This is a genomic window from Priestia sp. P5_B4, assembly GCF_056400385.1.
This window is the reverse complement of record NZ_JBFULJ010001202.1, coordinates 1-906: the sequence shown is the minus strand read 5'-3', so window position 1 is coordinate 906 and position 906 is coordinate 1. Positions and strand designations below refer to the sequence as shown.

Annotated in this window: 1 protein-coding gene; it reads right to left on the bottom strand. The window is 35.0% G+C overall.

The window, feature by feature from the left end; genetic code table 11:
* On the bottom strand, window positions 1–842 hold an 842-nt coding region (locus AC1DRF_RS29935; protein ID WP_477742566.1), incomplete at its 3' end, for an LTA synthase family protein.
* Between the last annotated feature and the right edge of the window lie 64 nt (window positions 843–906).

Sequence of the window (906 nt, the reverse complement as noted above, 5' to 3'; positions counted from 1 at the left end):
GAATTTAAGAACGGCGTTACTTCTTCACCATTTAACTTATAACCAATCATAAATGACTGAAGTGACTCTAATGAAATATAGATGACGTTTTTGCCTTTTGCTTGACCGAAATATTCTTTGTTCGGCTCAGCATATGTTGCTTTTGCATAGTTCTCTACCTCAGCCACATCACTGCTATCTGCTAGCGCGCGCTGTGCTGAAGATTTCGAGCTCTGGATGATGTCATAGATCGTATAGTTATACGTTCCTAAATATTTTACTAAATAGTTGCGGTCAAATGTTCTTGTTAATAGTTGAGGACGATCCATTTCCGCTAGTGCGATGTTGGCACTTAAGAATAAAATCCCTGATAAAAATACACCTGTCACAGTACGTCGACTAATTGTTGCTGGTAAGTCAACTTTTTTCCATAGTACTAAAACTAAAAGAATAAAGAAATCTGTGAAGTATAAAATATCAGTTGGGCTAATTAAAGCCATGGCACTGCCGCCTAATTGACCAAAGTTGTTTGACTGAGTCAATACAGGAACAGTAATAAAATCATTAAAGAAGCGATAGTATACTACATTTGCGTACAGGATGAATGAAAGTAAAAAATTCATTCCAAGCAGTGCTCGTACTTTTCCCCGCCCTTTAAATAGTAGTGCAATGGCAAAAAAGAAAATTGCCGAACCAATTGGGTTTATGAAAAGTAAAAACTTTTGCATAAAATTATCTAGCCCTAAGTTAAATTCGATACGATAAACGGTATACGTTTTAATCCAAAACAACAAAACTGCAATTAGAAATAACGGCAGCTGTTTCGAAAAAATATTTTTACCGTTTGTCATGAGCTGTTTCATATTCCCACCTCTGTCTCTATTGAAATTTAAGCTCACTTTTATTTTTATAGTAAATGTAAAAAGA